Annotated in this window: 24 protein-coding genes and 1 tRNA gene; 12 read left to right on the top strand and 13 right to left on the bottom strand. The window is 59.5% G+C overall.

Translation table 11 applies throughout. The annotated features are described in order from the left end of the window. Positions 1–100: 100 nt before the first annotated feature. From ACN0Q0_RS02515 to trpB, 6 genes are all read left to right on the top strand, one after another. Complete coding sequence (locus tag ACN0Q0_RS02515) at positions 101–733, top strand: nitroreductase family protein (RefSeq protein WP_417241772.1); 633 nt, start codon at positions 101–103, stop codon at positions 731–733. Positions 734–1,048: 315 nt separating this feature from the next. Beyond that, positions 1,049–2,728 (top strand): 30S ribosomal protein S1, encoded by a 1,680-nt coding sequence (gene rpsA, locus ACN0Q0_RS02510; protein WP_417241771.1) that lies wholly within the window; start codon positions 1,049–1,051, stop codon positions 2,726–2,728. A gap of 295 nt (positions 2,729–3,023) precedes the next feature. Further along, entirely contained in the window at positions 3,024–3,305 is a 282-nt protein-coding gene (gene ihfB / locus ACN0Q0_RS02505) for an integration host factor subunit beta (protein WP_417241770.1), read from the top strand. A 12-nt stretch (positions 3,306–3,317) separates the two neighbouring features. After that, a complete protein-coding gene (locus ACN0Q0_RS02500) occupies positions 3,318–3,665 on the top strand; it encodes a DUF1049 domain-containing protein (RefSeq protein ID WP_417241769.1) in 348 nt (115 codons plus the stop codon). Positions 3,666–3,674: 9 nt separating this feature from the next. Further along, positions 3,675–4,316, top strand: coding sequence for a phosphoribosylanthranilate isomerase (locus ACN0Q0_RS02495; RefSeq protein WP_417241768.1), 642 nt, complete (start codon positions 3,675–3,677; stop codon positions 4,314–4,316). 99 nt (positions 4,317–4,415) lie between these two features. Continuing rightward, complete coding sequence (trpB, locus tag ACN0Q0_RS02490; RefSeq protein WP_417241767.1) at positions 4,416–5,666, top strand: tryptophan synthase subunit beta; 1,251 nt, start codon at positions 4,416–4,418, stop codon at positions 5,664–5,666. A gap of 102 nt (positions 5,667–5,768) precedes the next feature. Here trpB and pth read toward each other — a convergent pair whose 3' ends face one another. Both pth and ACN0Q0_RS02480 read right to left on the bottom strand, forming a co-directional pair. Continuing rightward, complete coding sequence (gene pth, locus ACN0Q0_RS02485) at positions 5,769–6,455, bottom strand: aminoacyl-tRNA hydrolase (protein ID WP_417241766.1); 687 nt, start codon at positions 6,453–6,455, stop codon at positions 5,769–5,771. A gap of 194 nt (positions 6,456–6,649) precedes the next feature. After that, entirely contained in the window at positions 6,650–7,282 is a 633-nt protein-coding gene (locus ACN0Q0_RS02480; RefSeq protein WP_417241765.1) for a 50S ribosomal protein L25/general stress protein Ctc, read from the bottom strand. A 228-nt stretch (positions 7,283–7,510) separates the two neighbouring features. On the opposite strand from ACN0Q0_RS02480, the gene ACN0Q0_RS02475 reads away from it, so the two are divergent. Then, positions 7,511–8,671, top strand: a complete 1,161-nt coding sequence (locus ACN0Q0_RS02475) for an MFS transporter (RefSeq protein ID WP_417241764.1) — start codon at positions 7,511–7,513, stop codon at positions 8,669–8,671. A gap of 66 nt (positions 8,672–8,737) precedes the next feature. On the opposite strand, the gene ACN0Q0_RS02470 is transcribed toward ACN0Q0_RS02475, so the two are convergent. After that, entirely contained in the window at positions 8,738–9,901 is a 1,164-nt protein-coding gene (locus ACN0Q0_RS02470) for an alpha-hydroxy acid oxidase (protein WP_417241763.1), read from the bottom strand. Positions 9,902–10,055: 154 nt separating this feature from the next. Here ACN0Q0_RS02470 and ACN0Q0_RS02465 point away from each other — a divergent pair, with 154 nt between their 5' ends. After that, a complete protein-coding gene (locus tag ACN0Q0_RS02465) occupies positions 10,056–10,829 on the top strand; it encodes a ZIP family metal transporter (RefSeq protein ID WP_417241762.1) in 774 nt (257 codons plus the stop codon). Between the two features lie 37 nt (positions 10,830–10,866). Here the strand turns inward: ACN0Q0_RS02465 and ACN0Q0_RS02460 are convergent, their stop codons facing one another. The 3 genes from ACN0Q0_RS02460 to ACN0Q0_RS02450 all read right to left on the bottom strand — a co-directional run bounded on the left by ACN0Q0_RS02460 (position 10,867) and on the right by ACN0Q0_RS02450 (position 14,337). Then, on the bottom strand, positions 10,867–11,727 hold the full coding sequence (locus tag ACN0Q0_RS02460) for a hypothetical protein (RefSeq protein ID WP_417241761.1): 861 nt from the start codon (positions 11,725–11,727) through the stop codon (positions 10,867–10,869). A 226-nt stretch (positions 11,728–11,953) separates the two neighbouring features. Then, entirely contained in the window at positions 11,954–13,201 is a 1,248-nt protein-coding gene (locus ACN0Q0_RS02455) for a saccharopine dehydrogenase NADP-binding domain-containing protein (protein WP_417241760.1), read from the bottom strand. A 41-nt stretch (positions 13,202–13,242) separates the two neighbouring features. Continuing rightward, on the bottom strand, positions 13,243–14,337 hold the full coding sequence (locus ACN0Q0_RS02450; protein ID WP_417241759.1) for a carboxynorspermidine decarboxylase: 1,095 nt from the start codon (positions 14,335–14,337) through the stop codon (positions 13,243–13,245). Positions 14,338–14,499: 162 nt separating this feature from the next. On the opposite strand from ACN0Q0_RS02450, the gene ACN0Q0_RS02445 reads away from it, so the two are divergent. Next, positions 14,500–15,399, top strand: a complete 900-nt coding sequence (locus ACN0Q0_RS02445; protein WP_417241758.1) for an alpha/beta hydrolase fold domain-containing protein — start codon at positions 14,500–14,502, stop codon at positions 15,397–15,399. Positions 15,400–15,475: 76 nt separating this feature from the next. Here the strand turns inward: ACN0Q0_RS02445 and trpA are convergent, their stop codons facing one another. Beyond that, positions 15,476–16,267, bottom strand: coding sequence for a tryptophan synthase subunit alpha (gene trpA, locus ACN0Q0_RS02440; protein WP_417241757.1), 792 nt, complete (start codon positions 16,265–16,267; stop codon positions 15,476–15,478). Positions 16,268–16,395: 128 nt separating this feature from the next. On the opposite strand from trpA, the gene ychF reads away from it, so the two are divergent. Further along, a complete protein-coding gene (gene ychF, locus ACN0Q0_RS02435; RefSeq protein WP_417241756.1) occupies positions 16,396–17,493 on the top strand; it encodes a redox-regulated ATPase YchF in 1,098 nt (365 codons plus the stop codon). A 53-nt stretch (positions 17,494–17,546) separates the two neighbouring features. Here ychF and ACN0Q0_RS02430 read toward each other — a convergent pair whose 3' ends face one another. Beyond that, positions 17,547–18,947 carry a coniferyl aldehyde dehydrogenase gene (locus ACN0Q0_RS02430; protein ID WP_417241755.1) on the bottom strand — a complete coding sequence of 467 codons (1,401 nt, stop codon included), beginning with the start codon at positions 18,945–18,947 and terminating at the stop codon, positions 17,547–17,549. Positions 18,948–19,131: 184 nt separating this feature from the next. Here ACN0Q0_RS02430 and ACN0Q0_RS02425 point away from each other — a divergent pair. Next, positions 19,132–19,221: transfer RNA gene (locus ACN0Q0_RS02425), tRNA-Ser, on the top strand. Positions 19,222–19,619: 398 nt separating this feature from the next. On the opposite strand, the gene ACN0Q0_RS02420 is transcribed toward ACN0Q0_RS02425, so the two are convergent. From ACN0Q0_RS02420 to eutB, 5 genes are all read right to left on the bottom strand, one after another. Next, positions 19,620–20,990, bottom strand: coding sequence for an aspartate aminotransferase family protein (locus ACN0Q0_RS02420; protein ID WP_417241754.1), 1,371 nt, complete (start codon positions 20,988–20,990; stop codon positions 19,620–19,622). A 72-nt stretch (positions 20,991–21,062) separates the two neighbouring features. Further along, positions 21,063–22,538 (bottom strand): NAD-dependent succinate-semialdehyde dehydrogenase, encoded by a 1,476-nt coding sequence (locus tag ACN0Q0_RS02415; RefSeq protein ID WP_417241753.1) that lies wholly within the window; start codon positions 22,536–22,538, stop codon positions 21,063–21,065. Positions 22,539–22,667: 129 nt separating this feature from the next. Beyond that, entirely contained in the window at positions 22,668–23,150 is a 483-nt protein-coding gene (locus ACN0Q0_RS02410; RefSeq protein ID WP_417241972.1) for an Lrp/AsnC family transcriptional regulator, read from the bottom strand. A 12-nt stretch (positions 23,151–23,162) separates the two neighbouring features. Further along, positions 23,163–24,140, bottom strand: a complete 978-nt coding sequence (locus ACN0Q0_RS02405; RefSeq protein ID WP_417241752.1) for a cyclodeaminase — start codon at positions 24,138–24,140, stop codon at positions 23,163–23,165. Beyond that, on the bottom strand, positions 24,133–25,140 hold the full coding sequence (gene eutB, locus ACN0Q0_RS02400; protein WP_417241751.1) for a hydroxyectoine utilization dehydratase EutB: 1,008 nt from the start codon (positions 25,138–25,140) through the stop codon (positions 24,133–24,135). Before eutB ends, ACN0Q0_RS02405 begins: the two co-directional genes overlap by 8 nt. 269 nt (positions 25,141–25,409) lie before the next feature. Between eutB and ACN0Q0_RS02395 the strand changes: the two genes are divergently transcribed. Beyond that, positions 25,410–26,594 (top strand): M24 family metallopeptidase, encoded by a 1,185-nt coding sequence (locus ACN0Q0_RS02395; RefSeq protein WP_417241750.1) that lies wholly within the window; start codon positions 25,410–25,412, stop codon positions 26,592–26,594. Position 26,595: the final 1 nt, after the last annotated feature.

Genomic DNA, 26,595 nt, shown 5'->3' with positions numbered 1-26,595 from the left:
GTGTTTGTTCTGTGCGTGTCCGCAGGGCCGCTTTTCGAGGCACCTTGCGCCCGTGTGATTTGCATCCATATGAGGTGTCAGATCAACAAAGGATACTCCCATGTTTATGGACAAACTCGACTGGCGCTATGCGGTCAAAAAAATGGACGCGAGCAAACCCGTTTCCGAAGAAAACGTTGCCCGGATTCTCAAGGCGATCCAGATGGCTCCGACATCGTCGGGATTGCAGCCGTTCAAAGTGTTCGTGATTACCAATCCGGACATTCGCGCCAAAATCCGCCCTGTGGCATGGGATCAGGCGCAGATCACCGATGGCTCGCACCTGTTGGTTTTCGCGGCATGGGACAACTACACCGAAGAGCGCGTTGAGGCCGTTGTGGCGCAGCACGCCGAGGAACGCCCCGGAACGCGTGAGGCACTCGACGCCTATTACGACAACCTCAAAGCGGGCTATTTGCCCCGTGATGCGCGCACCAATTCCGAACATGCCGCGCGTCAGGCCTACATCGCGCTTGGCTTTGCTTTGGCGGCTGCGGCGGAACTGGGCGTCGATAGCACGCCGATGGAGGGGTTCGACCCCGCCGCTGTGGACGAGATCCTTGGCCTCAAGGCGCAGGGGCTGACATCGCTGACGCTATTGCCGCTCGGTACCCGCGCCGAAGAGGGCGACTGGTTGCAAGGTATGAAAAAGGTCCGCAAGCCGCACGATGTGCTGTTCGAGCACCTCGACTAAGGATCACACTGCGTGGTTGTCCGATGTTGTCCGAAACCGAAACTCCCGTTTGGGCATGATATCCGATAACCCGCCCCAAACGGGCGCATTGCCTTGCCACGAATGCCGTTTTCGCCTATATGCGCGATTGTCTAAGGACCGTTAAGAGTCGTTGGCATGGGTGAGTAGGGACCGAGGCACGCCTCTGGTCCTTATTATTTGTGTTTTTCACCCTGTCGCGCGGCGCTTTTGAAGCGGCCAAAGACGCAATGAAACTAAGACCTGCGGAGACAACCGCAAGGCCCGAATAACGTTTGAAAAGGAAATTGAGACCACATGGCTCAGAACGTATCTATGGAAGACTTCGAAGCTCTTCTCGCAGAAAGCTTTGAAATTGACACGCCCGAAGAGGGTTCCGTTGTCCGCGGCAAGGTGCTTGCTATTGAAGCAGGTCAGGCCATCATCGACGTAGGCTACAAAATGGAAGGTCGCGTCGACCTCAAAGAATTCGCAAACCCCGGTGAAGCTCCTTCTGTTGCTGTTGGCGACGAAGTTGAAGTGTTCCTCGACCGTGTCGAGAACGCCCGTGGCGAAGCTGTCATTTCGCGTGACAAAGCCCGTCGTGAAGAAGCTTGGGACCGTCTGGAGAAAGCCTACGCCGCTGAAGAGCGTGTTGAAGGTGCCATCTTCGGTCGCGTCAAAGGCGGCTTTACGGTTGATCTCGGCGGCGCCGTTGCCTTCTTGCCCGGCAGTCAGGTTGACGTGCGCCCCGTGCGCGATGCCGGCCCGCTTATGGGTCTCAAGCAGCCGTTCCAGATCCTCAAGATGGACCGTCGCCGTGGCAACATCGTTGTCTCGCGTCGCGCAATCCTCGAAGAGTCCCGTGCCGAACAGCGCGCTGAAGTCATCGGCAACCTCACCGAAGGTCAGGCAGTCGAAGGCGTCGTCAAGAACATCACCGAATACGGTGCGTTTGTTGACCTCGGCGGCGTTGACGGCCTGCTCCACGTCACAGACATGGCATGGCGTCGCGTAAACCACCCCTCCGAGATCCTCACAATCGGTGAGACGATCAACGTTCAGGTGATCAAAATCAACAAAGAGACCCACCGTATCTCCCTCGGCATGAAACAGCTGCAGGACGATCCATGGGATGCTGTCGAGGCGAAATACGCGCTCGAAACAACACACACAGGTCGCGTGACCAACATCACCGACTACGGTGCATTTGTTGAGCTCGAGCCTGGTGTTGAGGGTCTCGTGCACGTGTCCGAGATGTCCTGGACCAAGAAAAACGTACACCCCGGCAAAATCGTGTCTACCTCGCAAGAAGTGGAAGTCATGGTTCTGGAAATCGACAGCGCCAAGCGCCGCGTTTCCTTGGGTCTCAAGCAGACCATGCGCAACCCATGGGAAGTTTTCGCGGAAACACATCCCGAGGGCACGCAGGTCGAAGGCGAAGTCAAAAACATCACCGAATTCGGTCTGTTTGTTGGCCTCGAAGGCGAGATCGACGGCATGGTTCACCTCTCCGACCTGTCATGGGAAGACCGTGGCGAAGACGCGATCCAGAACTACGTCAAAGGCGACGTTGTTAAGGCCGTTGTCACCGAAGTCGACGTCGAGAAAGAGCGTATCTCCCTCTCGATCAAAGCTTTGGATGACAGCTTCTCCGGCGCAGTCGAAGGCGTTAAGCGCGGTTCGATCGTGACCGTTGCCGTAACTGCCATCGAAGAGGGCGGCATCGAGGTCGAGTATGAAGGTGCGAAATCCTTCATCCGTCGCTCCGACCTGTCGCGTGACCGTGCAGAGCAGCGCCCTGAGCGCTTCCAGATCGGTGACAAGCTCGATGTGCGCGTGACCAATGTGGACCAGAAAACCCGTCGTTTGGGTCTGTCCATCAAAGCACGTGAAATCGCAGAAGAGAAAGAAGCCGTCGAACAGTTCGGGTCCTCTGACTCCGGCGCGACACTCGGCGATATTCTCAGCGGCGCTCTCAAAGGCGGCAACGAGTAAGCCACGCGCTTATACGTTCGATGATTGGAAACGGCCTCGCATCAGCGGGGCCGTTTTCGTCTGTCGCGATCCCGAATCGTACGTGGCTTGCCGCGGCGCGGCGCGGGTCGCGGGGTATCCAATGGTCGGATATCTGACTAAATGCGTGAAATTTTGACCGTTTGTCAGAGGATTAGGCCGAAAAAAATTGATTTCGTGCATGGGAGACTATTCCCCGATTGAAATCCCCATCCTATAGTCGATGCATGCTCGCATGCCGATACGGTCGGCGCAAACACGACGAAGGGGAGACGATATGATCCGGTCTGAATTGATCCAGAAGATCGCGGATGAAAACCCGCATCTTTATCAGAGAGATGTTGAGCGGATCGTGAACACGATCTTCGAAGAAGTGATCGAGGCAATGGCCAATGGCGACCGTGTGGAGCTGCGCGGATTTGGCGCCTTTTCCGTCAAGCAACGTGATGCCAGAATGGGCCGCAACCCGCGCACAGGTGAAAGTGTCCCTGTCGAGGAAAAACACGTCCCGTTCTTCAAGACCGGAAAGCTGCTGCGCGACCGCCTGAACGACGAATAAAAGGAGCGCACAATGCGCTACATCCGATACGCTTTTCTCGCCGCGATTGCCGTGGCCCTGATCACATTGGCTTTGGCCAATCGGAGCATGGTCACGCTTAACCTGCTTCCTGCCGAATTGGCGCAACTGGTCGGGGTTGGCTATGCCATCACTGTTCCGCTGTTCTCTGTGATCTTTGCGGCGGTTGTCGCGGGCCTTTTGATCGGGTTCTTTTGGGAATGGATGCGCGAAGGCAAACATCGCGCCGCCGCACGCGATAACCGTTTGGCCAAAGAGCGCCTTGCGCGTGAGGTGTCCAAGCTGAAAACCGCAAAGGCCAAGACCGAGGGTGACGAAGTGCTCGCCCTGCTCGAAGGCTAATCTGGACACATGGACACCCGGGTCAAGATTTGCGGGCTCAACACGCCCGATGCCGTCGCGGCCTCCGTTGAGGCGGGGGCAGGGTACCTCGGGTTTGTGTTCTTTCCCAAAAGCCCCCGCAATGTCGATGTCGCCACCGCCCGCAGGTTGGCGCTTGATGTGCCTGTCGGGGTGGCCAAGGTCGCGTTGGTTGTCGACCCCACGGATGCGGAGCTTGAACGGATCACGGGCGACGTCCCCGTCGACATGATCCAGTTGCACGGTAAGGAAAGCCTCGAGCGCGTCACCGAGGTGCGCACGCGCTTCGGCTTGCCCGTGATGAAGGCCGTGGGCGTCTCTGGCCCTGCCGACCTTCAGGCGCTCAATGCCTATGGCATGGTCGCGGACCAAGTGTTGGTGGATGCCAAAGCGCCCAAAGGGGCGGATCTGCCGGGGGGTAACGGATTGGCGTTTGACTGGCGTTTGATTTCAAAACGCGGATGGAATGCGCCGTGGATGCTCGCGGGTGGTTTGACACCCGATAACGTCGCATTGGCGTGTCAGATGACCGGTGCGAAACAGGTCGATGTGTCATCGGGCGTGGAACGCGCTCCGGGGATCAAAGACCCTGCCAAAATTCACGCCTTTATCGCCGCGATCCGCGCCGCATAAGCCGCGCCGCGCGAGTTTCAGCCCCAAAGGTGCGCCATGCGCTTTACCGCATGACCCGCGTGAGCTACATCCCAATGGACCCCAGATTGGAGCATCGCAATGAACGATCTTTTCAACTCCTTCATGAACGGCCCTGACGAAAAAGGCCGCTTTGGTAACTATGGCGGGCGCTTTGTCTCGGAGACACTGATGCCGCTGATCCTCTCGCTCGAAGAGGAGTACAACAAGGCCAAGGATGATCCGGATTTCTGGGCGGAAATGAACGACCTGTGGAAACACTATGTCGGACGCCCGAGCCCGCTCTACTTTGCGCAAAAGATGACCGAAGAGTTGGGGGGCGCAAAGATTTACCTCAAGCGTGACGAGCTCAACCACACGGGTGCGCATAAGATCAACAACGTGCTTGGCCAGATCATTCTGGCGCGGCGCATGGGCAAAACCCGCATCATCGCCGAAACGGGTGCGGGTCAGCACGGTGTGGCGACCGCAACGGTCTGTGCCAAATTCGGTCTGAAATGCGTGGTTTATATGGGCGCGCATGATGTGGAGCGCCAACGTCCGAACGTGTTCCGGATGCGTCTTTTGGGGGCCGAGGTCGTCCCTGTCACGTCCGGTCGCGGCACGCTTAAAGATGCGATGAACGATGCGCTGCGGGATTGGGTGACCAATGTGCGCGACACGTTCTATTGCATCGGTACGGTCGCCGGCCCGCACCCCTATCCTGCGATGGTTCGCGATTTCCAGTCGATCATCGGCAAGGAAGTCCGGTGGCAGCTGCCCGAACAGGAGGGCGAGGGGCGTTTGCCCGATACGTTGATTGCGGCCATTGGCGGCGGGTCTAACGCGATGGGTCTGTTCCATCCGTTCCTTGATGATGAAAGTGTCAATATCATCGGCGTTGAGGCGGGCGGCAAGGGTGTCGATCAAAAGATGGAGCACTGTGCCTCGCTTACGGGTGGGCGCCCCGGTGTGCTCCACGGGAACCGCACCTATTTGCTGCAAGATGATGACGGCCAAATCCTCGAAGGGTTCTCGATCTCGGCGGGTCTTGATTACCCCGGAATTGGCCCCGAGCACGCGTGGCTTAACGATACGGGGCGCGCAAAATATGTCTCGATCACCGACAAAGAGGCGCTTGAGGCGTTCCAGTTCTCGTGTCGTACCGAGGGGATTATCCCCGCGTTGGAACCGTCCCACGCTCTTGCCCATGTGATGAAAATCGCGCCGACCCTGCCCAAGGATCATATCCTCGTGATGAACATGTGCGGGCGTGGCGATAAGGATATCTTTGCCGTGGCCCGTCACCTCGGGTTTGATATCGCCGGAGATGAGGGGCGAGACGCCGAATAACGGTTCTATTTTGACAAAAGCCCCGCGATTGCGGGGCTTTTTGCATCTTTGGATCAGGCAGGATGCCCTGTGCCGCGTACGGATCGTAATGCGGAGCGGGCTTTAGGGTTTGAATTTGTCGCGCAGCTTTTCAAACGGGCTACGGGTGTCATCGGATGGGGCTGTGTCCGCTTTGATGGCCTTGGCGTCTGCGGGGGGCTTTTTGCCCGTCGATGGGCGCGGGGGGGCCACACGTAACGCCACCGCGTTGGAAAATTTACCGCCATCGCCCACCGCCAGTTCGGGTGCGCCGTCAGAACATCCACGGATCACATCGTCGAGCCACCCGAGTTCGGCCTTGGCAAAATCAGACAGAACATAGCCCGCCACACGGTCCTTGTGACCGGGGTGGCCGATGCCCATGCGCACGCGATCATAGTCCGCGCCGATGTGTTGGTGAATGGAGCGCAGCCCGTTGTGGCCCGCGTGGCCGCCGCCCGTTTTGACGCGCACTTTGCCGGGGGCAAGGTCCAATTCGTCGTGAAACACCACAACGTCGGCGGGGGTGAGTTTGTAAAACCGCATGGCCTCGCCCACGGATTGACCACTGAGGTTCATAAAGGTGTCAGGTTTGAGCAGGATCACCTTTTCACGGCCCAGGACGCCCTCGGACACTTTGCCCTGAAACTTGCCACGCCACGGTGCAAACCCGTGGTCCTCGGCGATACGTTCGACCGCCATAAAGCCGATATTGTGACGGTTTCCCGCGTATTTCCCACCGGGGTTGCCGAGGCCGACGAACATACGCATCTGATGGTTCCTTTGGGTCGTGAGGTGAGGGGGGCGCCATATGTGAGGGGCGAGTAAATTTCGAAACGCGCGCGGCGTCAATGCGAAGTCGGGCCTTTTCACCGCCAAAGGCGCGGGAGCGGCAGTCCGGTAACGAAAAACGCGAGAGCTTTCGCCCCCGCGTTTCAAATCGTGCAAAGCCGTCTGGCGGAGGATTATTCCTCTGCGGCGTCTTCTGCAACGTCTGCGTCGTCATCATCGCCCGAGCTGCTGCCGAGACCGGCAGGGGCGGCGATGTTTGCAATCACGAAATCGCGGTCGATCACGGTGCGCGCACCCTCGGGCAGTTTGATGTCGGAGATGTGGTAAACATCGCCGATTTCGCCGTTGGAAACGTCGAGTGTGATGTGATCGGGGATATCGCCCGCCGTCACCATCAATTCGACTTCAGTGCGGATGTGCGTGATAACGCCACCTTTTTTGATGCCGGGTGCGACGTCTTCGCCTTCAATCTGAACGTGAATGAACAGGTTGACGCGCGAGGTGCGCTTGAGGCGCATGAAATCGACGTGCGTGGGCAAGTCTTTGACAACATCGCGCTGAACGCCGCGGCAGATGACGCGAACGTCCTCTTGGCCTTCGACCTTCAGGTTGAACAGTGTGGACAAGAAGCGGCCTGCTTTGAGGCGCTTGAGCAGCACGTTGAACGGAATGTTGATCGGAAGCGGATCGTTGTCGCCACCGTAAACAATACCCGGAACAAAGCCTTCGCGACGCGCCTGACGAGCGGCGCCCTTGCCTGTCCCCGTACGTTCAGCGGCAATAAGATCAGGAATCTCACCAGCCATAATAAATCTCCAATGTTTTAGGGCGGGCCTCCTCCAAGGCTGTAGACCCGCGTGAAGTCGCGCGTATAGGCGAGAATCCCGTTGATTGGAAGCCCTGTTTTTTTGTCCCGTAGCGGGGGGTGCAAAAATGGGTGTTGCTTGGGGCTGATTTCATCAGTAGCGTTTTGGTCAAAGCGCTTTGACCCGCATCGGACGGGCTCGCCATAAAAGCGCTCAGGGAGAGTTCATATGTCGATTATTAACGCCGTCCGCGTGTCACGCGCGCCGTTCGCAGGTCTTGGTGCTATCGGAGCGTATTGGGGGGCATTCGCGGCGATGGCTCCGGAAATCAAGGCTCAGGCAGGCGCATCTGACGGCGCTTTCGGGCTTGCCCTCATGGGGGCTGCGGTCGGCGGTATGGCCATCATGTATGCGGGGCCACGTGTCGCGCAGGCGTTAGGGCGGTTCACTTTGCCGTTCTTCATTCTGGTTCTGGTTTTCGTGATGCAATTGCCGATGTTTGTGCATTCTGTCTATGCGCTGTTTCCAGTGATGATGTTGCTCGGGATCTCGATGTCCGGCCTCGACATCAATGCCAATATGCGCCTGTCGCAACTCGAGGAGCGCCATGGGCTTCACCTTATGAACGTCAATCATGCGATGTTTTCGCTGTGTTTTGGCGTGTCTGCGTTTGTGGTCGCGAGCCTGCGCCAATCAGGGTGGGGGGTGAGCGATGTGCTTCCGGTGATGGGGGGTGTCGTGTTACTTTTGGGGATGCCGACGTGGGAGGGGAAATCGTGGCGCCCCGTCGAGGATGATCCGGTTGGCACCCCGGCACCGGGGCAGTTGCCGTGGCTTCTTGTCGGGCTCGTCGCGGTCATGCTGTTCGTGTCATTTGTCGGTGAAAACGCGATCGAGGCATGGTCGGCTTTGTTCATCGAGCGCGAATTGGGGGGCGCCCCGGGGGATGGGGGCTTTGGCCCGACGACACTCGGGCTTGTTATGGCGGCGGTTCGATTGCTCGGACAGGTGACGACAGAGCGCCTTGGCGAAGAGCGTGTGGTGTTCTGGTCGGGTGTTTTCGGTGTTGTCGGCGCGTTGGTTATTGCCGCCGCCCCCAATCAGGCGGTGGTGTTGTTCGGGATCGCCGTGACCGCCGTGGGCATGGCCGTTATTGTGCCGACTGCAAATTCCCTGCTTGGGAAACTGGTCCATCGTCAACATCGCGCCCTTGCGATTTCGCGGGCCTGGTTGTTTGGCTTTGCGGGCTTTTTTATCGGGCCATCGCTTATCGGTCTGGTGTCCGAGGGCTTTGGCCTGCGGATCGCATTCGTATGCGTGGCCATGATGGTGGCGGTCATTATTCCCGCTGTTATGGTCATCCATAACCACCGCCGCCAATCGGTGTAAGGCGGACGAAAAACGCCCGCCATAGCAATGTGTGGCGGGCGTTGATGCGGTTTTACGGGGGGTGACTTAGGCCCAACGGCCCGCGAAATCTTCGGGAACCAAGAGGATGTCACGGTCCACCTCGTTGATGTCGCGTCGCCCGCATAGCGCCATTGAGGTGTCCAACTCTTTATGGATCACCTCGAGCGCCTTGGTCACGCCCGCTTCGCCCATTGCCCCCAATCCATAGACATAGGCGCGGCCTATCATGGTGCCTTTGGCACCCATTGCGACGGCTTTGAGTACGTCCTGGCCGGAGCGGATGCCGCTGTCGATGTGGACTTCGATTTTGTCGCCAACGGCGTCGATGATCTGTTCCAGCATCCGGATGGAGCTTAGCGCACCGTCAAGCTGTCGCCCGCCGTGGTTGGAGACGATGATGGCGTCCGCGCCAACTTCGGCGGCCTTTTTGGCGTCCTCGACATCAAGGATGCCTTTCAGGATGACCTTGCCGTCCCACATTTTGCGCAGCTGCGCGATACGGTCCCAATCAAGGGCGGGGTCAAAGGCCTCTGCGGTCCATGAGGACAGCGACGAGGGGTCGGTGACGCCTTTGGCGTGGCCGACAATATTGCCAAAGAACCGCCGTTTGGTGCCGAGCATTTCCAGACCCCACTGCGCCTTGGTCATCATGTTGGCGATGGATTTCACGGTCAGCTTGGGCGGGGCGGACAAGCCGTTTTTGAGGTCTTTGTGACGTTGGCCCATGATTTGAAGGTCGACGGTGATGACAAGCGCGGAGCAATTCGCGGCCTTTGCGCGATCAAGCAGGCGGCGCATGAAATCGTCGTCCTTGAGGGTGTAGACCTGAAACCAGAACGGTTTGTCCGTGTTTTCGGCTACGTCCTCAATCGAACAGATCGACATGGTGGACAGGGTGAACGGCACGCCGAATTTTGCTGCGGCTTTCGCCGCTTTAATCTCGCCATCGGCGCGTTGCATCCCCGTCAACCCGACAGGGGCGAGGGCCACGGGCATTGTGACATCCTGACCGATCATCCGGGTGGCGGTTGTGCGCCCCTCCATATTCACAGCGATGCGTTGGCGCAGGCGGATTTTTTCAAAATCAGTGACGTTTTCGCGGAATGTTTGCTCTGTCCACGCACCACTTTCGCAGTAGTCGTAAAACATTTTCGGCGTGCGTTTTTTGTGCAGCCGCTTGAGGTCGTTGATGTTCGTAATGACGGGCATACCGTTCCCCTATCCCTCGAATTGGTTTGGATTGCCGACCAATTTGCACTTTTGCGCGTGAAATCCAAGCGCAAAGAAAGCTAGTTGCAAATCATTCTCAAAAAGATTACCTGTTGGCGGTAACAAATCTAACAATCGAAGTGTGAGCGATAGAATGAGCGTGATCTGGCTCGGAATTTTGGCGTCCCTCGGGGCCGGTTTGATGACGGGTGTCGGTGCGATCCCTGTTTTGTTCGGAAAAACGATGTCGCAACGGGCCAACGACACCATGCTCGGGTTCGCGGCGGGGGTGATGATTTCCGCCTCGTATTTTTCGCTTATCGTGCCGGGTTTGGACGCGGCGGACGACCTTTACGGGGTTGTGTGGATTTCAGCCGCTATCGCTGCGGGCGGGATTGCCCTTGGGGCGATCCTTGTGGCGGTGCTTAACGAAACGCTCCCGCATGAACACTTTATCGTCGGCCCCGATGGCGCCGACCCCGGAGCCTTGTCAAAAATCTGGCTGTTTGTCATTGCGATTACCATCCATAACTTTCCCGAAGGCATGGCCGTCGGGATCGGGTTCGGCGGAGGAAATGTTGCCAATGGTCTCAGCCTCGCCACGGGCATTGGCCTGCAAAACGCCCCCGAAGGGCTCGCGGTTGCCGTCGCGCTGCGCGGGCAGGGGTATTCGAAAAAGAGCGCCTTTTTCATTGCACTTCTGACCGGATTGGTCGAGCCGGTTGGCGGGGCGTTGGGCGTTGCGTTGATCCATGTGTCGCAACATGTCCTGCCGTGGGGCCTGACGTTTGCAGCTGGGGCGATGCTCTATATCATCAGCCACGAAATCATCCCCGAAACCCATCGCAAGGGCTACCAGAACTACGCCACAACGGGGCTGTTGGTGGGGCTGATTATGATGATGTTCCTGGATGTGACGTTGGGCTAACGCGAGTGTGGCGGGGGTGTTTTGCAACATCCCCGTTTTACAGGGCATCGTATTGCGTCAGAACCTCATCAAAACTTTGGGACAAAAACTCGATTGAGAGCGACAGGTCGCTTAGATCCGCCCGTTCGACGGTTTGGTGCGCAATGACGTCGAACAGACTTTCAAGGGCCACCCAATCCTGCCAGATCGAAAACATGGTCTGTCCGATCGCGTCGTTCGGTGGCGGGGCGATCTCGCGTGATTGATCGCCAAAGGTGATGGCGAATATATTGGCCTGAAGCTCCAAAACAGCATTTTGTAGGTTGGTGATCTGTTTTGACGCGGCCTCGCCACCGCCGGCAACGATACTCAAGCACGCCTCTTTTCCGGCCTGCTGTAGCCACAGGTTCTGTTCCCCCGCGAACGAGAGCTTTCGCGCCACGGCCACGCGATCCGCGGTGGCATTCACGGTCGTTTTCAACTCCAGAGAATGGAAAATACTGCGCCAGTATTTCGTTAGGCTTTCGGACTTGAATGTCAGTTTTAAAATATCTTTGTCGCTGAGTGCGTCTCCGGCCAGAAAGGGATCGACCTTTTTCAAAAGGCCTTTGAATACCATTTCGACGGCGGACAATTGTGTTGTGATGGTTCCATCGGTTATGGCCGCTAAACCTGTTTCGGGGTCACCATTTTTAAGGGTGGAAAAGGCATGTTGCATTGCACCGCGTGTCTGGGTTGCAATGGCGCGATTTGCCTCGGGGTTCACGTCGAGATGCGCAAGGCAGACGCTGCGCACCAACCGGTGGGCAAGCGGTCCTTGGTGGGCGACAAGGATGACGTGCCCCTCATACCCGTCCCGTGCGTGGGCCTGACCGACGCACAACGATAGCCCGAGCCACAACAGGCCTGTCCAAGCCATGATGGCTCGTGTCAGGGCGTGTTTTGACCTTTTAAGTGCTGTGCGCTTGGGCATTTGGTCCCGATCTATTCACTGACGTTCCGTGCGGCACTTCAGTGACGCTTGATCGCTCCTAAACAGTGCGCGATTCCGGTTTCGATACAATTAATGCCGGTCTGCTCATCAAAAGACCCGCCACCGGGGCACCTGGGCGGGTCTTTGCATTGTCGTGATAAAAGGGTCGAGCCTATGCGTTCCACGCTTTGTCGGCTCCGCCCAATCCACCGATTTGTACGCGGGTGGGCAGGCCCATGCGGTCCAGAAGGGTGAAGAAGGGTTTGGGGTCCAACTCCTCGACGTTCACCATCGTCTTTGCGTCCCATTCGCCTGTGGCCACGAGCAGGGCGGCGGCAACAGGGGGCACACCTGCGGTATAGCTGATGCCTTGGCTGCCGACTTCCTCATAGGCCACTTTGTGGTCTGCGACGTTGTAGACAAAGACCTCGACGTCTTGGCCATCCTTGGTGCCTTTGACCAAATCGCCGATACAGGTTTTCCCCGTGTATTCGGGCGCGAGAGAGGCGGGGTCGGGCAGGCAGGCTTTGACCACTTTGAGCGGGACGACTTCCTGACCTTCGGCGGTGATCACGGGCTGCTCGGACAAAAGGCCGAGATTTTGCAGCACGGTGAACACATTGATGTAGTGGTCGCCAAATCCCATCCAGAACCGCACATCGGCCTGAGGGTAGTTGGCCGAGAGCGAATGCACCTCGTCGTGACCCGACATATAGGCCTTGCTCGGGCCGACCACGGGCATGTCCCATTCGCGGCCAACCTCGAACATCTTGTTGGTTTGCCACGCGCCGTTTTGCCACGAATAGACCACGCCCGTGAATTCACGAAAGTTGATCTCGGGGTCAAAGTTGGTGGCGAAATATTTGCCGTGGGAGCCTGCGTTGATGTCGACGATGTCGATGGAGGTCACCTCGTCCATGAAAGTGTCGATGGCAAATCGCGCAAAGGCATTCACAACACCGGGATCAAAGCCCGCGCCCAAAATGGCGGTGATGCCGTTATCGGCGCAGCGGTCACGGCGCAGCCATTCGTAGTTGCCGTACCACGGAGGCGTCTCACAGATTTTGTTGGGCTCTTCGTGAATGGCGGTGTCGATATAGGCCGCACCCGTCTCGATACAGGCCTCAAGCACATGCATGTTCACAAATGCGGTGCCCACATTGATCACGATCTGCGCGCCTGTCTCACGGATGAGGGCCGCCACGTGGTCGGACTTGCTCGCGTCAACGGCGTGCGCGCGTAAAACGCCGTCCTCTTTCATCGCTCCTTTGGCGTGGACCGATGCGATGATGTCGTCGCATTTGGACGGGGTGCGGCTTGCGATATGGATATCGCCGAGCACGTCATTGTTTTGCGCACATTTATGCGCCACGACCTGAGCGACGCCACCTGCGCCGATGATGAGAACGTTCCGTTTCAACTGTCTAGAACCCCCTGTGGTTGGGACATGGAAAATGCGGCTCAACCGAGAGCCGCGACAAAGTCTTCATACCCGAAATCGCGGGCAAGTCGAACCGTTCCGTCGAGTTCACGAATGGCGATTCCCGGCATCTTGAGGCCATTGAACCAGTTTTTTTTGACCATCGTGTAGCCTGCGGCGTCCTCGATCGTGACTCGGTCCCCGATTTTGAGCGGTGCGTCGAACTGGCCCTCGCCAAAAATGTCGCCCGCCAAACAGGTTTTCCCCGCGATTTGGTAGCTGTGGCTTCCCTGTGCGGGCAGCTTTGCGGTTTCGCGGTAGATCAACAGATCGAGCATATGGGCCTCGATAGAGCTGTCGACGACGGCGATCTTTTTGCCGTTGTCGATGATGTCGAGCACCGAGGTTTCAAGTGTGGTCGAGCGGGTAATCGCCGCCTCCCCGGGTTCCAGATAGACCTGCACGCCCATCGCGTCCGAGAAGGCCTTGAGCCGGTCGGCCAAGCTGTCGAGCGGATAATCGTCGCCGGTGAAATGAATGCCGCCGCCAAGCGAGACCCAGTCGAGACGCTTGAGAAACGCACCGAATTCGCTCTCGATCCGTGTGAGTTGGGCCGAAAACAGGTCAAAGTCGCTGTTTTCGCAATTGTAGTGGATCATCACGCCGTTGATGCGCGCTTCGGCCTGTTCCAGACGCGCCATGTCCCATTCGCCCAGACGCGAAAAGGGCCGCGCAGGGTCGGCCAGATCAAAGCCGGATGTGGAAAAGCGCGGGTTGAGGCGCAACCCACGGGCGATGCCCTCGGATTGTGCAGAAAAGCGGTCGAGTTGGCCCAGCGAGTTAAAGATGATCTTGTCGGCAAACCGCACCGCGTCGTCGATCTCGTCATCCGCCCATCCGACAGAATAGGCGTGGGTTTCCTTGCCGAATTTCTCGGCCCCCAGGCGTAATTCGTAGAGCGAGGAGGAGGTGGTGCCGTCCATGTAGTCACGCATGAAATCGAACACGGGCCATGTGGAAAAACATTTGAGCGCCAAGAGGGCTTTGGCCCCCGAGCGGTCGCGCAAACGGGCAATTTTTTCCAGGTTCGGCAAAAGCCGTTCCTTGTCGATCAAATAGTATGGTGTCTGGATCATGCCGGTTTCATCCCGCGAAATCTGCGTTGAAGGGTGGAAATATGGTGATTGCGCCCCCCGCGCAAGAAAAAGCTGACATATTGGTGTTCGTGCAGGGGCGGTTGTTGCCTCTTGCGCCCTTGTGCGCAACGGTGGATTGTCGGCGCAAAACTGGAGGTCACAATGGCCAAATGCACCGATCCTGCCTTGTTGGAAATTGCTGCCCGCTTTTCCACACCGCGTTTTGTCGACGAGAGCAAAGCGGCGATGCCCGCACTTCGCAAGGCCGCCACACAGGCGCGGCGCGGTTTGGTGGGGCGCCATGCCGCAGATGTCGAGGTGACCGAATTGGGCGCGATGCGGCGGTTCACGCCAAAGGCGGGCCTTGATCGCTCCTGTGTGATTATCTACGTCCACGGTGGCGGGTGGGTGAACTGCGACAGCATCACCCACGGTGCGGTTATGACCGATCTGGCGTACCTCACGGGCCACGAGGTGCTAGGCCCCGACTATCCGCTTGCTCCTGAACACCCTTACCCCGCAGGGCTTGATCACGTGATGGATCTGGTTGCGAAAACCCGTGCGGCGCGGCCCAATGTCAAACTGGTGTTGGCGGGCGATAGCGCGGGTGCGAACCTCAGTTTGGCCGTTGCGGCCAAGCTGCGTGATACGGGGCAGGAGGGAGCGGTGTCGGCGCTGTTGCTGTGGTACGGATGTTTTCGTGCCAAATTCGACACGCGGTCACATGCGGCGTTCGGTGGGGGTGAATTTGGCCTGACGACCGAGGCGATGCAGCGCTGTTGGGAATGGTATCTCGACGGGCAGGACGCGGATACGGCCCCCTACGGGGATCTCGGCGCACTTGATGTCACGGGGTTGCCGCCCGCGTGGATGTGTGAGGCCGAGTTGGATTGTCTGGCCGATGATACCCGTTGGCTTGCCGCACTCTACGCCGGGGCGGGGATTGATCACAGCTACGATCTGTTCACTGGCGTCAATCACGGGTTCAACCATTTCGGCCAGTTCTATTCGCCGTCCTTACGCTCTATCGAGCGGGCCGCGCATTTCCTCAAACGACCCTAACGCGCTGATAAACCTCCGCTGTAAAACGACAAAGGGAGCCGTGCGGCCCCCTTTGTGCATTGCGTTTTTCGTCGGGTCAGGCGCGGTGTGCGCCGTCGGATAGCGTTTTGACAAAGGCCGCCACATCCGCCACGGATTTACCGTCCGCGATCTGTTTGACGATGGCCGAGCCAACCACGGTGCCGTCCGCAATCGACGCGATTTCCCGGGCTTTTTCGGGTGTGTTGACGCCAAAGCCGACAATGACGGGCAGGTCGGTCTGTGCCTTGATCCGCGCCACTTCGGGGGCCACATCGGTGCTTGAGGCTTCGGCCGCTCCCGTCACGCCCGTCACGGACACGTAGTAGACAAAGCCGGAGGTGTTTTCCAACACCTTAGGCAGACGCTTGTCGTCGGTGGTGGGCGTGGCCAACCGGATAAAGTTCAGACCCGCCGCCTGCGCCGGAATGCACAACTCGTCGTCTTCCTCTGGGGGCAGATCAACGATGATCAACCCGTCAATACCCGCCTCATTCGCCTCGACCAGAAACGTATCCACACCACGGCTGTAGATCGGGTTATAATAGCCCATCAGCACAAGCGGGGTGGTGTCGTCGGTTTCGCGAAACGCCTTGGCAATGGCCAGGGTTTTGGTCAGGGTCATTCCGTGATCAAGGGCGCGTTGGCCCGCCAACTGGATCGTTTCGCCGTCCGCCATCGGGTCGGTAAAGGGCAGGCCAAGTTCGATGATGTCAACACCCGCCGCTGGTAGCGCCTTGACGATTTCGAGCGACGTTTCCTCATCGGGGTCGCCGGCCATGACATAGGCCACAAAGGCTTTCTTGCCCTCGGTTTTGAGTTGAGCAAATTTGGCATCGATACGGGTCATTGGGCGCTCCCTTGGAAAACTTCCCGTCGGGTTTCGCCGATCTTACGCGCAAGTGCAATGGGCTAGGCTTGCGCGAGGGTCCATTGCGGCTTAGACACGCGTGGAATTTGTAGACAAAGGAGGCCGATATGGGCTTCAAAATGGGTATCGTGGGTCTTCCGAATGTCGGCAAGTCCACGCTTTTCAACGCACTGACCAAAACCGCCGCCGCGCAGGCCGCGAACTTTCCGTTCTGTACGATCGAGCCGAATGTGGGCGAGGTCGCGGTGCCGGATCCACGCCTTGACCAACTGGCCGGGATCGCAGGGTCCAAACAGATCATCCCAACGCGCATGACCTTTGTGGACATCGCGGGTCTGGTCAAAGGCGCGTCCAAAGGCGAAGGGTTGGGCAACCAGTTCCTCGCCAACATCCGTGAGTGCGACGCCATCGCCCATGTGGTGCGCTGTTTCGAGGACGGCGATGTGGTCCACGTCGAGGGCCGCGTCAATCCCGTGGACGATGCACAGGTCATCGAGATGGAATTGATGCTCGCCGATCTGGAAAGCATCGAGAAGCGCCGCGCCAACCTCGTGCGCAAACTTAAAGGCAACGACAAAGAGGCCGCGGTTCAGGACCGGCTTTTGGCCGCCGCCCAAGCCGCGCTTGAAAATGACCAACCGGCCCGTTCCGTTGTGGTCGATGCCGACGACATGAAACAGTGGAAAATGCTGCAACTGTTGACGCAAAAGCCGATCTTGTACGTGTGCAACGTCGAGGAAGATAAGGCCTCCAACGGCAATGCGCATTCCGATGCCGTGGCCAAAATGGCCGCCGATCAGGGCGCGGGTGCGGTTGTCATCTCCGCCAAGATCGAAGAGGAAATTTCCCAACTCGACGCCGAGGAAGCCGAAATGTTCCTGGGCGAAATGGGTTTGGAAGAAGCCGGTCTCGACCGCCTGATCCGTGCGGGTTACGAGCTTTTGCATCTCGAAACCTATTTCACGGTTGGCCCCAAAGAGGCCCGCGCATGGACGATCCCGAAAGGCACCGCCGGCCCCGCCGCCGCAGGTGTCATTCACGGCGACTTTGAAAAGGGGTTCATCCGCGCCGAAACCATCGCCTATGACGACTATGTCGCCTGTAAGGGCGAAGCGGGCGCCAAAGATGCGGGTAAAATGCGTGCCGAGGGCAAATCCTATATCGTTCAGGATGGCGACGTGATGCACTTCCTCTTCAACACCTGATCTGTATCGCATACTCTCAAAAAAGGCCGCTCCATCGGGGGCGGCCTTTTGCGTTACATGCGTGTTTGCATGGCGTTCAGGAGGCGGATTTTCCACCCTTTGAATGGCGGCTCGGTGACGAACATCCCGTTCCATTTCGCCTGTCGCATCACGGGTTTCATGTGGGAAAATGTCTCGAATCCCGTCTGTCCGTGATAGGCGCCCATGCCCGATGCGCCGACCCCGCCAAAGGGCAGTGTGTCGACACTGACGTGGATTACGGTGTCGTTGACCGTCACCCCGCCCGAGATCGATCCGTTGAGCCAAAGGTCCTGTTCATCCTTGTCGTCGGCAAACACATAAAGCGCCAAAGGGTGATCGCGTTCGGCGACAAAGGCGAGTGCTTGTTCGGGGGTGTCGTAGGGAATGAGCGGCAGGATCGGGCCAAAGATTTCCTCGCGCATCATCGCGGTATCAAGTGGCGGATCCAACACCACAACCGGTGCGAATTTTCGCGATCCTGCGACAGGTTCGGTTGGTTCATTCGACAGGATTTGCGCCCCGCGTGCCTTGGCCTCGTCGCGCATGGCGTGCAACCGTGCCAGATGCCGCCCGGAGATGATCGCGGAGTAATCACCGCTCGCCGCACCTTCGGGATACAGGCGCATCAACGCCCCGAGGATTGCATCGGCGGTTGTTTCCATCTTTTTGCGCGGGACCAAAACGTAATCCGGTCCGACACAGACCTGTCCCGCGTTGGCGGTCTTGCCCCATGCAATGCGTCGCGCCGCGCGATCCATGTCTGCCGAGGGCATGAGCACAACGGGCGATTTCCCCCCCAGTTCGAGCGTCACAGGTGTCAGATTGCCCGCCGCTGCCTGCGCCACCTTGCGCCCCACGGCGGTCGACCCCGTGAACAGCAAGTGGTCAAAGGGCAGGGCGGAAAATGCCGCCGCCACATCCGCCCCTCCCGTGATCACCGTGGCCACGTCCGGCGGGAATGCTGTGGCAATCAGACGTGCCAACACGTCCGAAGTGCGCGGTGTCAATTCCGAGGGTTTGATCATCACGCGGTTGCCCGCCGCCAGTGCCGCCGCCATCGGCGCAAGGGCGAGGTAGACGGGGAAATTCCACGGGGCAATGATGCCGACAACGCCGAGCGGTTGTGGGCGGATTTCACACTTTGCGGGTTTGAATTGTAGTGGCGTTTTCACCCGCCGGACCCGCATCCACCGTTTGAGATGTTTGCGGTTGGTGCGAATGTCGGACAGCGACGTGGCGATGTCAAAGGTCCGGCACTCTTGCGCCGAGCGGTGGGAAAAATCAGCACTCATGGCGGCGATCAATTCGGCCTCATGGGCAAGCAGGGCCGCCTCAAGCGCGTCCAGTTGCGCGATGCGCCCATCGGCCCCGAGAGCCGGTGCGCTCCTGTGCGCGGATTTCATGATCTCGAATGCGGATGTCGGATCGGTCATGTCGCCCCCTTATGTGTTACGGCTACACAACCGTAGCGCAACACAATTGGGAAGGCCGAATGCGCGCCCGCCCCTCCTTGACGCAGCGTTCCCAAACCTGCGTGCGGCGCTAATCGCAAGTAAAACGTCCTCGGGGTGGTTTTTCAACTTGTCACCCACAGGTGAGGCCATTAAACGGGTCGACGGAGACGTGGCCGAGTGGTCGAAGGCGCTCCCCTGCTAAGGGAGTAGGCGGGAAACCGTCTCGAGGGTTCGAATCCCTTCGTCTCCGCCACAATCCCCTTTAAGTTATTGTTCTTAATTCAGAAACCAAAGGGCGATTGTTGCTTTGCATGAAGCATCGCAGCAACAGGGCCAGTTTGCTTTCAAATTGGCCCTTTGGAAGATCGTTAGAGGCAGGCTTGGGGATGACCACAAGCAATGCTTCGGGATTGTCAAAACAGGCACCCGCAGCAACAGCCGTTTGTCGCAAGGTCTGGTCCCCGCGACCCGAACCATATGGCGGGCAGGCCCCCTCGCATTGCGTCGTGCCCTGCGGTCCCTGACAGCCCAACAACATGCGCCCCCGTTCGCGGCCTCGGGGAACTGCCCCCGATCACCGACAACGGATCATCCGCAATCCTGATGGTGTGCCAATCCCCCTTTGATCGTGAGGGATTGGCAATAGGTCCTTTAACCGAGGACCGATTTTACCGCCCTGACTGTGGCCTCAACCACGGTGTCGGCGTCTTGTGTGGTCAAGCAGAATGGCGGAGCAAAGCCGAGGATGTCGCCTTGTGGCATGGCGCGTCCGATTACCCCGTTGGACAAAAGGGCGGCGGCGAGTGCGTAGCCGATCTTGTCATCGGGGTCAAAGAACGTGCGGCTGTCGCGGTCTTTGACAAACTCGACGGCGCATAACATGCCCTCGCCGCGAATGTCGCCGACGTGTGCGTGGTCGCCCAAGGCCTCGGTCATGGCGGTATTGAGGTATGCCCCGACGTGGCCCGCGTTGTCGATCAGGGCCAGATCATCCAGCATTTTGAGGTTGGCAACCCCCGCCGCCGCACCAATCGGGTGGGCGGAATAGGTCCACCCGTGACCGATGGGGCCGTTCTCGTCCGTGCCTTGCTCAAGCACCTTCCACATCTTGTCCGATACGATCGACCCCGATAGCGGTGCATAGGCGGAGGTGAGGCCTTTGGCGATGGTGATGAGGTCGGGTTTCATGCCGTAGTGGTCGGAGCCAAACATCGACCCCAAGCGCCCGAAACCGGTGACAACCTCGTCGGCCACCAGTAAAATGTCGTGTTTATTCAGGATGTTCTGGATTGCCTCCCAATAGCCTGCGGGGGGCGGCACGATGCCGCCTGTGCCCAACACAGGCTCGCCGATAAAGGCGGCGATGGTGTCCGCGCCTTCGGCCTCGATCAGGGCTTCAAGCTTCGCCGCGCAATCGGCGACAAAATCCGCCTCGGACAGATCAAGGTCGTCGCGGCGGAAATAATAGGGCGCCTCGGTATGGAGGACGCGATCGAGCGGCAGGTCGAATTTCTTTTGAAATGCCTCCAGTCCCGTGAGCGATCCGGTCATCAGGCCAGAGCCGTGATAGCCGCGATGGCGCGAGATGATCTTCTTCTTCTCGGGGCGACCCAAGATGTTGTTATAATACCAGATTAGTTTGACATTGGTCTCGTTGGCGTCTGACCCTGATTGGCCGAAATAGACCTTTGACATGTGATCGGGCGCGCGGTCCAACACCATTTTCGCCAGTGTGATCGAGGCCTCAGTGCCGTGGCCGACATAGGAATGGTAATAGGCCAGTTCGCGGGCCTGATCGGCGATGGCCTCGGCAATTTCCTGACGTCCGTAGCCGACATTGACACAGTACAGCCCCGCAAACGCATCCAGCAATTCGGTGCCGTCACGGTCCACAATATGCACGCCATGCGCGGTTTTGATCACGCGGCTCGGGGTCTCGCCCCGCGCGTGTTGGGCGAGATGGGTGGACGGGTGAAAGAAGTTTTCGCGGTCCCATTGAGAGAGTTTGTCGTTCGTCAACATATGCTATTTTCCTTGTCGGCTTTGTGTCTGCTACGTGTCGGCTATTTGTCGGGCATCGCGCGCTGTCGGGCCTCAGGCCCAGTCGCGGCAGATGTATTTCACATCCATGAATTCCTGCATGCCCCGGCTCGCGCCCTCGCGGCCCAGACCCGATTGCTTGACCCCGCCAAAGGGGATCGGAGCGCCGGTGACCTGTGTGCGGTTCACCGCGACCATGCCGTATTGCAGCGCCCGTGACAGGCGGTAGATGCGGCGCGGATCGTGGGAGTGGACATAGGCGATCAGCCCGTATTCGCTATCGTTGGCGCGGGCCACGACCTCGTCTTCGGTGTCGAACGGCGTGATCGGCGCAACGGGGCCAAAGGTTTCCTCGTGCATGATCGCCGCATCGTCCGGCACATCGGTGAGCACAGTCGGTTCATAAAACAGCGGCCCGAGGCCGGAGACCGCCCCGCCACAGGCCAGGGTCGCGCCCTTGGCCACAGCGTCCGCAACATGCGCCTCCTGCTTGGCAATCGCGGCGGCATTCATCAGCGGGCCGATGTCGGGATTGTCGATGCCAACCCCGAGGCGCAGCGCCTTGGTCGCCTTGATAAACCGCTCGCAAAACGCCTCATAGATCGGGCGTTCGACATAGATGCGGTTCGCGCCGAGACAATCCTGACCCGAGGTGGCGAATTTGGCCTTGATCACTTCCTCCACCGCGCGGTCGAGGTCGGCGCCCTTGAACACGATCACCGGCGCATGGCCGCCCAGTTCGAGCACAAGCTTTTTCACGGTGCCGGCACATTGGCGGTACAGCAGCCGCCCGACCTCGGTCGAGCCGGTAAAGGACAGCGCCCGCACGCGGGGGTCTTCGGTCCACGGTTTCACAAGGGTGGGCGCGTTTCCTGTCAGGACGTTGAACACACCCGCGGGGATGCCCGCACGTTCGGCCAGTTCCGCCAGTGCAAGCGCCGAGTAGGGGGTTTCTCCGGAGGGATGGGCCACAACGGTACAGCCCGCCGCCAAAGCCGCAGCCGCTTTGCGTGTGAGCATGGCCGTTGGAAAATTCCACGGCGTGATCAGTGCGACGACGCCCATCGGTTCGTACCAAAGCTCCATTTCCGCATCGGGCAGATGGGAGGTCACGCCTTCGATATTCGGGCGGCGGGCCTCTTCGGCATAAAAGTCGACGAAAGAGGCGGCATAGTCGATCTCGCCACGCGCCTCGGACAGGGGCTTGCCCTGCTCATAGACCATGATCCGCGCAAGGTCCTCTTTCGCGCTGATGATCAATCTGTGCCAACGGCGCAGGGCGGCGGCGCGTTCCTGTGGTAACAGATGTGCCCAGACCGAAAACGCGGCATGGGCGCAATCCACGGCCTGTGTGGCCTGCGCCGGTGTCAGGGCCGCCACATCGCCCAGATGCGCCCCCGTGGCCGGATCGGTGACGGCAAAGCTGTCGCCTGTCTCGCTTGAGGTCCATTTGCCGTTCACATAGGCAAATCCACGCAACAGGCGTTTGTCTTTGATGTCGGTTCGGGCAGAAATGGCTGTATCGAGCATGTCGGGCCTCCTTTGCGTGCCAGTGTGGCAGGGGCAAAAAGAAGGGGAGACCAAATCGTCGGCCGTGAGCGGAGAAAGTGGCCGGATTTCGCTGCGGCGCAGTCCATTCGGACTGTTGTGCGGTTTGGGTTATGTGTCGTTGTCCATGAACAGACCCAAGGGCGGCGGGCCGCCCCCTTTGACCTGTTTGGTGACAATGTAGGTGAAATACCGCGCGATGCCGATGCGGGCGTCCAGTAGCGTATCAATGAGGCGCTGATAGGCGTCGATGTCGCGGGTGACGATCTGTAACAGGTAATCAAAGCCGCCGCCCAAGGCCCAACAGGCAATGATTTCCTCATGCGTCTGTAACGAGGCCTCGAAGGTCTGGAACGAGGCCTGTGTGTGGTCGGCCAGTTCGGCGGCGACAAAGACGGTGACGGTCGGCCCCAGTTTGCGCAGGTTGATCTCGGCACGGTAGCCGTCGATCAATCCGGCGTTTTCAAGCTTTTTCAGCCGCTCCCATGCGGGGGTGGGCGACAGGCCGATTTTCCCGGCCAGTGCAGCTTTGGAGATCCGGCCTTCGCGGGCCAGAACGCGCAGAATGTCGAAATCGCGGGCGTCGAGTTTGATCATGGGACAGCTTTACGTTGAAATGACCGTGCCTGCATCCCCCGATTGCGCGGCAACGTGATTGGCAATAGCCGTGTCCTGAACGCCTGTGCCGGTGAGGTCACAGATCGTGATCTGGTGGGCAGCGGTACGTCCGGTGGTGCGTCCGGTGATGATCCGGCCGAGCTCCGGCGGGGGCGCGGTCATGCGGCCTTGTGCGCGGGCGGCGCGTAGCTCGCCCATGGTCGCGCATTGGCTCACGCGGTCACAGACATAAAGCGTGGCGGCGTCGAGCGTCTCGGGGGTGATCTCGGTTTTGCCCGCCTGATCCGACCCCATCGCGGTGATGTGCAGCCCGTCGTGGAGCATGTCGGCGGTGATGAGTGGCGTGGTGGCGGGGGTCGTGGTCACGACGAGTTGGCTTTGCGCCACGAGGGTGGCGATGTCGGTGCGCACCTCGACGCCTGCACCTGTCGCCTTTGCGATGTCGTCGGCACAGGCGCGGGCTTTGCGGGCATCCCGCCCCCAAACCAGACAGCGGGCAAAGGGGCGCACCAGATGGGCCGCTTGCATTTGCAGCCGTGCCTGTGCGCCCGTGCCGATCACGCCAGCGGTCTCGACCTCGGGGGCAAGGTGGCGCGCGGCGACCGCGCCCGCAGCGGCCGTGCGCAGGGCGGTGAGATAGCCGTTGTCGAGGAACACGGCCTCCACCAGACCTGTCTTGGCACTGAGCAGGATCATCATCCCGTTGAGCGAGGGCAGGCCCCGCGCGGGATTGTCAAAGAACCCGGGCGATATTTTGAGGGCAAAGCGGTCAAATCCCGGCACATAGGCGGTTTTCACATCCACCTCGCCGTTATGCGCCTCGATCGCCATCGACAACACGGGCGGCATCACAACGCCGCCATCGGCCAGGGCGCGAAAACCGTTTTCGATGACGTCGACGAGGGGCAGGTCGAGCGTGACACAGCGGCGCAGTTCGGTTTCGGTGAGGATGCGGATATCAGCCATATGTCAGCCCTTTGTCCTGTCCTTTTATGGTGTGACCGCCCAGAGTGACGTCCTGTCCGGTGATGACGCGGGTGAACTGCGCCATGTCGACGTTGCGGCCCGTCAGGACCGTCCCCATCTGCGGGCTTGGCGCGATTTTACCCGCCATGAGCGCGGCGATGGCAACGACCGATGCGCCCTCGGCCACCATGCGGTCTTTATGGTAGAGAGCCTGCATCGCGGCGTAGATTTCCGCCTCGGTGACACGCACCACATCATCAAGCAGGTCGCGGCACAGCGCAAAGGAGTACCGGTTCCCGAGCCCGATGCCGCCCCCGAGACTGTCGGCCAGCGAGGGGTGCTCCTCGACCTGCACGGGGCGGCCCGCGTCAATGGAGGCGGCCATCGCCGCGCCGCGTTCCATCGAGATGCCGATGAGGCGGATGTCGGGGCGGATCGCCCGCGCGGCCACCGCCATGCCCGCCGCAAGCCCGCCGCCGGACAGCGGGATCAGCAGTGTATCAAGGTCGGGGTGGGCGGCGAGCATTTCGAGCGCAATCGTGCCTTGCCCCGCGATCACATGCGGATCGTCAAAGGGTGGAATGTCCACGAGGTCGTCCGTGTGCGACAGGCGTGTGGCCCCGGTCTGTGCATCGTCTTGCGAGCGGCCATGGATATGGACCTCTGCGCCCAGGGCGCGGATGCCCTCCACCTTGTTGTGCGGCACCAGTTGCGACATGCACACCACCGCGCGCAGTTTGCGGGCGGCGGCGGCAAAGGCAAGAGCGCGTCCGTGGTTGCCGGTCGAGCAACAGATGACGCCCGCGGTGCCGTGCGGCAGGTTGGCCACGGCATGGACCGCGCCGCGCAATTTAAAGGCGCCCATCGGTTGACAGGTTTCGAGTTTGAGCCAGAGCGCCCCGCCAAGGCGGTTCGAAAGCATGGACGGGACAAGCGGGGTATCCGACGCAATGCCGTCTATCGTGCGGGCCGCCGCGAGGATGTCACCGAGTGCCAACATCACGGCCTCATGGCGTGCGCCAGGGTCTGCACGGGGGCGGGGCGAGAGGTCACGGACATCGCGGGTGGATGGACCGAAAGCGATTTCACAGGGCGCTCCTGTTGATTTTGATTGACCCGATAGGGGTCTGCGTTCCAGATGATGTACACAACAGGCGGGTGAATCACCCTCCTGTCAAGGATAATGCCGAAAATAGTGGCGTAATAGGCACTTATTTTGCGGGTTTAAATATAGAAAAGCAAAAGTTGTACACAAGATGGGAGGCCAACATGCCCAGAGAAGTCGCCACGTTTTCCAGTGCCGAATACGACAGACGCATCCGGTTGACCCGCGATGCGATGGTTCAGGCGGGCATTGATGTTTTGTTCGTGACCAACCCGTCCAACCAGAACTGGTTGACGGGGTATGACGGGTGGTCCTTTTATGTGCATCAGGGGGTGATCCTGACGTTGGAGGATGATCCGATCTGGTGGGGCCGGATGCAGGACGCCAACGGGGCAAAGCGCACGGTCTGGATGGAGGATGACAGGATTTTCCACTACGCCGACCGCTATATTCAGGCGACCGATATCCACCCGATGGAAGACCTCGCCTCGCATCTGCGGATCATGGGCTATGGTGACAAGCGGATCGGGATCGAGATGGAGACCTATTACTTCACCGCGCGGGCCTTTGCCGTTCTGGTGGAGGGGCTGCCGGCCGCCGAACTGGTCGATGCCTCCTCTTTGGTGAACTGGAACCGTCTGATCAAATCCCCCGAGGAACTCGGCTTTATGCGGCGGGCCGCGCGGATTTCGGAGCTTGTCATCGAGCGCGCCGTGGAACTGGCGGAGCCGGGAATGCGCAAGCATGATCTGGTGGGCGAATTGTTCAAAACCGCGGTACAGGGCGAGGCCGACAGTTGGGGGGATTACCCCGCGATCGTGCCGCTGTTGCCCTCGGGTGCGGATGCCTCCGCGCCGCATCTGACGTGGAACGGTGAGGCGCTCAAACGCGGCGAGGCGACCTTTCTGGAGCAATCGGGCTGTTATCGCCGCTACCACGCGCCGCTGTGCCGGACGATCTTTTTCGGCAAGCCGCCGCGCTATATGAGGGACGCCGCCGAGGCCCTGACCGAAGGGTTGAACGCGGGGATCGAGGCCGCCCGTGCGGGCAATCGCGCCTGTGATATCGCCCGTGCGCTGGATGCCGAATTGCTCAAGGTCGGGATCGAGCGCCCGAACCGCTGCGGCTATGCGGTGGGTCTGTCGTATCCGCCCGATTGGGGCGAGCACACGGTGTCGCTGCGGGCGTTTGACGAGACGGTTCTGGAACCGGGGATGACGTTCCATTTCATGCCGGGACTTTGGATGGACGGGTGGGGCATGGAGACCACAGAGACCATTTTGATCCGCGAGGACGGTGCGGCGGAACCGCTGTGCAATGTGCCGCGCAAGCTGTTTGTGAAGGACTGAT

It is taken from the genome of Celeribacter sp. (assembly GCF_048259695.1).
GTDB lineage: Bacteria > Pseudomonadota > Alphaproteobacteria > Rhodobacterales > Rhodobacteraceae > Celeribacter.
Note: the sequence above shows the minus strand (reverse complement) of the source record. Positions and strands in the feature narration are given on the sequence as shown.

Coding starts and splice junctions, on each gene's coding strand:
- ACN0Q0_RS02430 (WP_417241755.1), bottom strand. CDS start 18,947: ATGACCGATCCGACATCCGCATTCGAGATCATGAAATCCGCGCACAGG.
- ACN0Q0_RS02470 (WP_417241763.1), bottom strand. CDS start 9,901: ATGCCCGTCATTACGAACATCAACGACCTCAAGCGGCTGCACAAAAAA.
- ACN0Q0_RS02405 (WP_417241752.1), bottom strand. CDS start 24,140: ATGGCTGATATCCGCATCCTCACCGAAACCGAACTGCGCCGCTGTGTC.
- eutB (WP_417241751.1), bottom strand. CDS start 25,140: ATGTTGGCACTCGGTGACATCCTCGCGGCGGCCCGCACGATAGACGGC.
- ACN0Q0_RS02415 (WP_417241753.1), bottom strand. CDS start 22,538: ATGCTCGATACAGCCATTTCTGCCCGAACCGACATCAAAGACAAACGC.
- pth (WP_417241766.1), bottom strand. CDS start 6,455: ATGCGTATGTTCGTCGGCCTCGGCAACCCCGGTGGGAAATACGCGGGA.
- trpB (WP_417241767.1), top strand. CDS start 4,416: ATGAACGATCTTTTCAACTCCTTCATGAACGGCCCTGACGAAAAAGGC.
- ACN0Q0_RS02465 (WP_417241762.1), top strand. CDS start 10,056: ATGAGCGTGATCTGGCTCGGAATTTTGGCGTCCCTCGGGGCCGGTTTG.
- ACN0Q0_RS02460 (WP_417241761.1), bottom strand. CDS start 11,727: ATGGCTTGGACAGGCCTGTTGTGGCTCGGGCTATCGTTGTGCGTCGGT.
- ACN0Q0_RS02450 (WP_417241759.1), bottom strand. CDS start 14,337: ATGATCCAGACACCATACTATTTGATCGACAAGGAACGGCTTTTGCCG.
- ACN0Q0_RS02515 (WP_417241772.1), top strand. CDS start 101: ATGTTTATGGACAAACTCGACTGGCGCTATGCGGTCAAAAAAATGGAC.
- ACN0Q0_RS02475 (WP_417241764.1), top strand. CDS start 7,511: ATGTCGATTATTAACGCCGTCCGCGTGTCACGCGCGCCGTTCGCAGGT.
- ACN0Q0_RS02395 (WP_417241750.1), top strand. CDS start 25,410: ATGCCCAGAGAAGTCGCCACGTTTTCCAGTGCCGAATACGACAGACGC.
- ACN0Q0_RS02420 (WP_417241754.1), bottom strand. CDS start 20,990: ATGTTGACGAACGACAAACTCTCTCAATGGGACCGCGAAAACTTCTTT.
- ihfB (WP_417241770.1), top strand. CDS start 3,024: ATGATCCGGTCTGAATTGATCCAGAAGATCGCGGATGAAAACCCGCAT.
- ACN0Q0_RS02495 (WP_417241768.1), top strand. CDS start 3,675: ATGGACACCCGGGTCAAGATTTGCGGGCTCAACACGCCCGATGCCGTC.
- rpsA (WP_417241771.1), top strand. CDS start 1,049: ATGGCTCAGAACGTATCTATGGAAGACTTCGAAGCTCTTCTCGCAGAA.
- ACN0Q0_RS02480 (WP_417241765.1), bottom strand. CDS start 7,282: ATGGCTGGTGAGATTCCTGATCTTATTGCCGCTGAACGTACGGGGACA.
- trpA (WP_417241757.1), bottom strand. CDS start 16,267: ATGACCCGTATCGATGCCAAATTTGCTCAACTCAAAACCGAGGGCAAG.
- ACN0Q0_RS02500 (WP_417241769.1), top strand. CDS start 3,318: ATGCGCTACATCCGATACGCTTTTCTCGCCGCGATTGCCGTGGCCCTG.
- ACN0Q0_RS02445 (WP_417241758.1), top strand. CDS start 14,500: ATGGCCAAATGCACCGATCCTGCCTTGTTGGAAATTGCTGCCCGCTTT.
- ychF (WP_417241756.1), top strand. CDS start 16,396: ATGGGCTTCAAAATGGGTATCGTGGGTCTTCCGAATGTCGGCAAGTCC.